General features: G+C 44.3%; 8 protein-coding genes and 1 CRISPR repeat array. Of the genes, 6 read left to right on the forward strand and 2 right to left on the reverse strand.

Features of this window, described 5'->3' with window-relative positions; translation table 11 throughout:
• The first annotated feature begins 43 nt into the window (after positions 1-43).
• Positions 44-570: direct repeats of the CRISPR family, unit length 24 nt; unit sequence GAATCTCACAAAGAGAATTGAAAG.
• A gap of 375 nt (positions 571-945) precedes the next feature.
• The gene (locus D6D85_RS03270; RefSeq protein ID WP_125670649.1) at positions 946-1,212 is read right to left on the reverse strand and encodes a hypothetical protein; all 267 of its coding nucleotides are present in this window, start codon (positions 1,210-1,212) and stop codon (positions 946-948) included.
• A 36-nt stretch (positions 1,213-1,248) separates the two neighbouring features.
• Entirely contained in the window at positions 1,249-1,755 is a 507-nt protein-coding gene (locus tag D6D85_RS03275) for a hypothetical protein (RefSeq protein ID WP_125670650.1), read from the reverse strand.
• Positions 1,756-2,307: 552 nt separating this feature from the next.
• Between D6D85_RS03275 and D6D85_RS16045 the strand changes: the two genes are divergently transcribed.
• The 6 genes from D6D85_RS16045 to D6D85_RS03300 all read left to right on the forward strand — a co-directional run.
• Positions 2,308-2,478 carry a hypothetical protein gene (locus tag D6D85_RS16045; protein ID WP_161969660.1) on the forward strand — a complete coding sequence of 57 codons (171 nt, stop codon included), beginning with the start codon at positions 2,308-2,310 and terminating at the stop codon, positions 2,476-2,478.
• Positions 2,471-4,891, forward strand: coding sequence for a mobile sperm domain-containing protein (locus D6D85_RS03280; protein ID WP_125670651.1), 2,421 nt, complete (start codon positions 2,471-2,473; stop codon positions 4,889-4,891). Before D6D85_RS16045 ends, D6D85_RS03280 begins: the two co-directional genes overlap by 8 nt.
• Position 4,892: 1 nt before the next feature.
• A complete protein-coding gene (locus D6D85_RS03285; protein ID WP_125670652.1) occupies positions 4,893-5,741 on the forward strand; it encodes a hypothetical protein in 849 nt (282 codons plus the stop codon).
• Positions 5,738-6,148: a hypothetical protein gene (locus D6D85_RS03290; protein ID WP_125670653.1), complete on the forward strand. Its 411-nt coding sequence runs from the start codon at positions 5,738-5,740 to the stop codon at positions 6,146-6,148. Before D6D85_RS03285 ends, D6D85_RS03290 begins: the two co-directional genes overlap by 4 nt.
• Positions 6,145-6,507, forward strand: coding sequence for a hypothetical protein (locus tag D6D85_RS03295; RefSeq protein WP_125670654.1), 363 nt, complete (start codon positions 6,145-6,147; stop codon positions 6,505-6,507). The genes D6D85_RS03290 and D6D85_RS03295 overlap by 4 nt, the downstream gene beginning before the upstream one ends.
• Positions 6,500-6,686, forward strand: a 187-nt coding sequence (locus D6D85_RS03300; RefSeq protein WP_133308288.1) for a hypothetical protein, incomplete at its 3' end; no start/stop codon positions are given. The genes D6D85_RS03295 and D6D85_RS03300, both read left to right, overlap by 8 nt.

Here is a 6,686-nt window from a genome sequence, read left to right on the forward strand (position 1 = left end):
AAAGTCTCAACAAACTCTATCAGTCCCTCAAGCCTAAGCTCCTGAATCTCACAAAGAGAATTGAAAGGGATGTATCTCAAATAAAGGCTAATGCTAGGAGGAAATACATGAATCTCACAAAGAGAATTGAAAGCATGAAACTCCCCGATGAGGCCTAGGCATGGCGTAGAATCTCACAAAGAGAATTGAAAGCAATATATGCAATAGCAGGTCTCATACTGGCAGTTGTAAGAATCTCACAAAGAGAATTGAAAGCCAACAGTAGCAGTTCCAGCACAGCCTACCCCCCCTCCACGAATCTCACAAAGAGAATTGAAAGGTCAGAGTCTCACTTCCTAAACCTTGCTCAATGCTTAGGAATCTCACAAAGAGAATTGAAAGCTTAGCCCATATCTTCACCTTCACTCCTGATGGTATCCTGAATCTCACAAAGAGAATTGAAAGCAGCTGGACCCTTGAGCTTCTCCCAGAGCCTCTTCTTCCGAATCTCACAAAGAGAATTGAAAGACCATAGAATTGAACACAGCTAATTGGCTGGACGACTACGAATCTCACAAAGAGAATTGAAAGAGTGCTTTAAGGTTATCTGCTAACTTGCACTCAAGATCTACCACCTCATCATCCCTTTCCTCCAGTATCTTGTCTATTCTCTCCTCCCTCTCCTCCTCTATTTCGTCAATTTTCTCCATAAGCTTCTCCTCATCTTTTATCTCCTCCTTAAGAGCTTCTATTCTTTCATCAGTTTTCTCCTCTACCTCGGCAATTTTCTTCGCAGCCCTGTCAAGTATCTCGCAGTACTTCTCTCCGAACTCCCTAAAAATATTCTCCAAAAGGGGTACCGGACTTTTCAACTCATTTTTGCTCTCCATACTTCTCCCTCCCAACGGGGCTCTCCCTTTTACGGAAAGAGCCCCGATCAAAAAAATAAAAAAGAGGGATATAAATTTACTTCTCCTCCTCTTCCTCAAGCTTCTCTGCGACATACAGCCATATCGATGCATATTCCCTCAGAAGTCTTGCAACTTCATGTGGATTTACCTTAGTTTTCCTCATTTCCCCTACGGTCTTGATGTCTTTCTTTGCTTTTTCTGCAAGAAGCTCCTTGATCTTTTCCCTTGAAAATCCAGCTCCTCTGTAAAAATCATATGCGGAAAGAAGTCCTCCGGCCACGATAACCTCGGGTGGTAGATCTTCATATCTTACAAACGCCATTTTCCTTCCTCCAAAAAAGAGGGGTTGTTGGTGTTTTTATCCGTACCATTCAGCCCTCACATGGTACTCTGGATAGTCCCCTCCTGTGTCGTCTATCTCAGCTTTAATTCCTCTTGTCAAGTATGGTGGATAGAGCTTGGTACAGAGATCAACAAATGAGTTCAGCACAGCAACTCCATCCCAGAAGCTGTATTCCCCCTCCTCCATTTCCAGCCCGAGGAAGAAAGAGTTTATGAATTTTTCAACTTCTGCAAGACATTTATCCAGCTTCTCCTCTGGAACAGGCAGAACTAGCACAATTTCATAGTAGTCGTTGTGTTGGCTCGGTTTATACATGAAATCTATGCTTGCAAGTTGTTCGTCAGTTGCATCAACACTTACTTCTTTTGCTCTCGTGTTCACTACGATGGCTATCTTTGCTGTTTTCTTCTCCATCCATATCCCTCTTACTTTCTCATGGAGCTGTTTACCGGTCTCAGCCCCAGCCCCCAAGGCTGAGATCGCCCCCATTTCGGGGGATAACACTTTTTCTTGGTTCTCCATATTTGACACCTGATGCCTCGATGAGGCATCACTTAATCAATTAAGCGGCTAAATAAAAGCTTAATTTGGCAACTGTCGGACAAATCAGCTTCAATACAATGAAAGTAGGGCTCGATTCTTCGTCAATCAGTGATCGATAAATGTGAAACAGTTTGATTAGTTAATTAAGTATATAAACCTTTCTAGCCTATTTAAACCTTTCTCTCAAAACCATCAAGCTCCATAATTAAAAACAGACGAGGAATTATAATCCAAGTTATAATCTATTCCCCTTTTATAAAATCTAATTTCTGGAGATTAGTTTAATTCCTCCCGTTTCCATTTTACTTTTATTTTCTTTTTATAGAGAGTGGATAACCCGTCCTTTCCACTCCGCCTTGATATGAATTTTTGGATACTCAGAGAGGAATATTAGCCCGTTATATTCACTTTTCCTCTTTGTTTTTTCAGAGAAAAGCTTGCAGAGGAGCCAGCCAGCGGAGATCTAACATCTCCTTTCCTTTCCAAAAAAGGAATAGTTTATATACCATCTATACACAATATATATTTCGTATGGAATTCAAAAGATCTTTGTGGAAAACAGGAAACTCTATATGCACCTCAATTCCTAAAGATATTATATATTCGGCCGGAGTTGACGATCCAAGGCTTTTTGAGGCTGTTTTCCTTGTGGATGGCGACGGGATTAAGTTTTTGATAAGAAGGAGGGAAAACAATGGATAAGAGAGTTTTTATCCTAATTTTGTTGCTGGTTCCGGTTTTTCCAGCTTCTGCTGAGGATATTTCGTTTTCTCCTCCAAGCGGCTCTTCCTTTACAGCCTTTACAAATGAGACTGTCCACAGGTTTTACATTAATGTGACAACAGCAAAGGCTTGGAACATAACTGTGGACATGAATGCGGACTATGTGAACACGACAAACCACATAACTGGCTCATGCAGGCTTCCCGTTGATTTAAATGTGAAGAAAGCTGTGAACTCAGGTGTCCTTTCCTTCTATGCTAGACTGGTCTTCACTAACAACAATACTACAGTTACGTATTACATGGACATAGATATTGTTGAGCCTTCTCCCCCTGGATCTCTTTCCTTCTCTCCTCCCTATCTGTCAAAATCAGTGGCACAGGGAAAGCAGGAGAAAGGGTATGTCACGGTAAAGAACAACTACCAGCAAAGAGTGGAGATAAAGAGCATCACAGCACCTTCCTGGGTTACAGTAGACCCAGCCTCTTTTTTCTTGGAGCCATCAGCTGAGTACACTGTTGCCGTAACCTTCTCAGCTGCAAACATGAATCTAGGCAACTATTCGGACTTCCTGACTTTCAACTATGTCGTTTCGGGCTATTCCTCTGTTTACAGGACTAAGTATCAGGTAAGGATGACTGTTGTGCCTCCTCCAGCTCCTTCCTCGTATCTGTGCAGGGTTTCCATTACAGTCTTGGATTCAGACAGTTTGCAGGGAATTCCAGATGCTCTGGTGCAGCTGGGGGACAATTTCATTGGAAGAACCGGTGGAACTGGTTTAATTGTCTTCCAGAATGTTCCAAACGGGAATTACCAGCTTTCGGTGATGGCCTCTGGCTACACAACGTATGTCACAAATTTGGAAGTGAAGGACACAAACACCTCGAAGGTGGTTTTCATGCAGAAGAGGGTAGCCTCCTCCACATCAACATCTTCATCCAACGCAACTTCAGTGGAGAAGGGGGTCATAGGCCTTCCCTACGCTACAGTTACTTTAAAAGTAGATTACAACCCAGTTGTGAAATATATCGTGGCTGATGCTGAATCTGGGCCCGTTGGCCCAGTACGCATTGTGCCTTCGATGTCCATACCAAACTGGATCTCCTTAAGGCTGAATGAGTCGAAAAATATGTTCAACGATGGCGATTACTTCGTCCTGGAGCTTACTGTGAGGCCTCCCGATGATGTGCCAGCAGGCACATACACAAGGCAGTTCATGATTCTGGGAGGAAAAAGCCCAGCACAGCTGAACGTGAATGTGATTTTAAGGAATTCAACGAACAGCAGCACGGCTGTTCTGGCAGCACCTCTGGGGGGGCAATCTGAATCTGCTGCATCAACAGTTCCAGGAACCGTACCCAGGATCATAATGAAGAAAGAGGATGGAACTGCGATTCCTGTAAACCAGCTTATAACGGTGGAAAACGGGACATTGGTTTATCTGATGATAAAAGGAGACTATACAAAGGTAAACGTCACCTGGACGGGAGGAATTGCCCTTTTTGACGATTCCTATGGCGGAGGGATGAGAACCATTACTCTGCAAATACTGGGAAATGGAGATGTTTCCACCTTCTTGGTAAGCAGGGATGAATACGGTAATGTGATAAGGACTCAGCCAGCTTCCTCAGGCTTTGGAGTCTTCCACTTTCAGGTAAACACGAGGACTCAGCCTGCTAAATCTGTTTTAGTGTCGGTAAACCCTGTCCATGCCACAGTTGGGAAGGACGTTGAGATTTCAGCCTTTCTTGTTTTCTACACCCAAGGAGTTCCAACAACAGCACCTTACAACGGGGCTGTTATAGTGACCACTCCGTCAGGAGAAGCCATTCCTGTGCCTCTTGGCTTATCAGGACATACTACATTCACACCAACGAGGGAAGGGACTTATACAATAGGAGTTTCTGGCTTACCTCTGGCAGCTGAATCAGTAAAGCAGTTTGATGCAAGGGCAGCTGAAATCCCTGGCTCCATTTACGCTGTTTTGAAAGTGGGAGAGTCATACACAGGAAAATGGCCCGCAAAGTTTGCATCAGCACCAAAATGCTGGGTGGATCCAACAAATGCTGTGAGGGAGATGAACTGCAATCCCGAATCTTATGTTATAGTTCCTGCTGTTGCCGGTTCCGTCTTCACGGTTTACGGGAGAGGGATTTTAGCTTCTGCTTATGACGTCTATCCTGCTGGCTCCGAAGTGACATTTGCTTTACAAACACAGAAGCCAGTGGAAAACACAGCTGTGGCATTTCTGCAGCAGGGGATTTCTGCAGGGGCCTCATTTTTATCAAACTACGTCCTGATTATTGTGATAGTTTCAGCTATCCTGATGCTCATACTCCTGAAAAGGAGGGGTATTGGAGCGCTGAGAGGGAGGACAAGATTGGGAGGATGAGATGATGAAAGTTTTGAGAAAGTTTTCTGGGCTGGAACCGGATTATTGGGACTTCCAGATTGTGGATCTGGTGGATGGAACCCACTACGTGTTTTATGAAGGAATAAACCCTGAGGGAGAGACAATAACAATAAATGACTCGGGGATAATAAGAAAAGGGAAGGGAATATGGTTCAAGGAGGTTTCCCCTGATCCATACAAAAAGGGAGAGCATGAGGAAGTCCTGTTGTTCATGGATTCTGTTTTTCCATGGCACGAGCACATAAAGGCAGGGGAAGGAGAGAGGTATGTTGCAGTAGGAAGGCTCTCATTCAAGCTTGTTCCAGAATTCGGCATAAAGGAAAGCACACTTCCCATAATCTCCCGTCTAAGGAAGAAGAAAGGCACACAGTACATTCTTCTGGCTGAGTTCATGCCCTGGATTCCGGATCAGGAGCACATTGACAAATGGCTCCAGTACGTCCAGACAAAGGGCTGGATTGAAAGATTACCTGAAATAACAGCTGAAATCCAGAGGATGACCTTTGAGCTGAGAGATCTAAGGTTCAAGAACAATGTTCTGCAGGAGGAAGTTGCTAGGCTAAGGGCTGAAAGGGATTCGCTTTACAGGGAAGTTGCAAGGCTGAGAAATGAGTATGCGTTCATCAGGCTGAGTGAAGAAGCAGCATCACTGCTGGAGAAGCTGCAGGTTCAGGCAATAGAGGAGAAGAAGAAGGAAATTGAGAAGCCACCGCTTCTGAGCTTCAGGAGGGAGAAAGGGCCAAAGGAGGACATTGAGAAGCTTCAGAAGGAGGTAGAGGAGATAAAGAAGAAGATAGCAGAGGCAGGGAAGGAGGAGGTGGGTGAATGATGGAAAAGATGAAAATAGGAGAAGAGCTGAAAGAAAGACTTTACAAGGTGATGGAGGATACTTCAGTGCTTATCTCTGCCCCTCTTGTGACTGGGAAGATCTCAAACGAGCTAATACCTGCTGTGGATGAGTACAGAAGGAAGGCAAATGCGATAGCAGATGGCATAATGCGTCTCTACTACATTGCAAAAAACAAGCTTGACAGGATAGATGAGCTCCCTAGATGGATGGTCAGCGAAATAGAGGTAAAGGAAGTGGAAAACATAATAGATGACCTGGAGATCAGGGTAAAACAGCTGAAGAAGAGCTATGAGGAGCTTAAACAGAGGATACAGGAGGACATGAGGTTCAGGGAGAACCTACACCTCAACGAGCCTGCCTTTACTCCATTTAGGGTGAGAGAATGAGTGAGCCATTGAAAAACAACCTAATAGGCTTTCTTCTGGCTCCAACGGAGGAATTCAAGCTCCTGAAGCTTGGAGACGTTATAAGCCTTGCTCTGGCTGAAGGAATAGATCTGGAGCAGGAAAAGCAAGACTACCTTGATCTGATGGAGCTAAGGGCTCTGGGGAAGCAGTATCTGAAGGGCTCACCTAAATGGTTTGCACAGGCATCAAGGAAGCAGGCAGACATACAGATGCGTGTTCTTTCTAAGATACTTAAGGAGAGGCCTTCTGTTCTTAAAGAAGCATCGGAGAAAGTTACAGAGATAAACTTGGCTGATTTCGTGAGGAAACACAAGAAGGAGGAAGGGGAAAATGCCTAATGCCACAGTAGCAACGAATCAGACAGTCCAGCAGCTCGCTGAGGAAACGTTAAAGAATGCCGTTGCCTTCATAAAAAGCCTGAATTCTCTGATAAAAGCTGTATTTGTCCCTCTCTTTGTAAGGATAGGAGTTCAGGCATGGATTGCAGGCTGGATTATCGATATCGCTGTCTTTCTTC

The sequence above is a fragment of the Candidatus Methanodesulfokora washburnensis genome, assembly GCF_003947435.1.
GTDB classification, from domain to species: Archaea; Korarchaeota; Korarchaeia; order Korarchaeales; family Korarchaeaceae; genus Methanodesulfokora; species Methanodesulfokora washburnensis.

Bases quoted from the DNA above. Each gene is read 5' to 3' on its own strand.
- D6D85_RS03270 (WP_125670649.1), bottom strand. From the start codon at position 1,212: ATGGCGTTTGTAAGATATGAAGATCTACCACCCGAGGTTATCGTGGCC.
- D6D85_RS03275 (WP_125670650.1), bottom strand. From the start codon at position 1,755: ATGGAGAACCAAGAAAAAGTGTTATCCCCCGAAATGGGGGCGATCTCA.
- D6D85_RS16045 (WP_161969660.1), top strand. From the start codon at position 2,308: ATGGAATTCAAAAGATCTTTGTGGAAAACAGGAAACTCTATATGCACC.
- D6D85_RS03280 (WP_125670651.1), top strand. From the start codon at position 2,471: ATGGATAAGAGAGTTTTTATCCTAATTTTGTTGCTGGTTCCGGTTTTT.
- D6D85_RS03285 (WP_125670652.1), top strand. From the start codon at position 4,893: ATGATGAAAGTTTTGAGAAAGTTTTCTGGGCTGGAACCGGATTATTGG.
- D6D85_RS03290 (WP_125670653.1), top strand. From the start codon at position 5,738: ATGATGGAAAAGATGAAAATAGGAGAAGAGCTGAAAGAAAGACTTTAC.
- D6D85_RS03295 (WP_125670654.1), top strand. From the start codon at position 6,145: ATGAGTGAGCCATTGAAAAACAACCTAATAGGCTTTCTTCTGGCTCCA.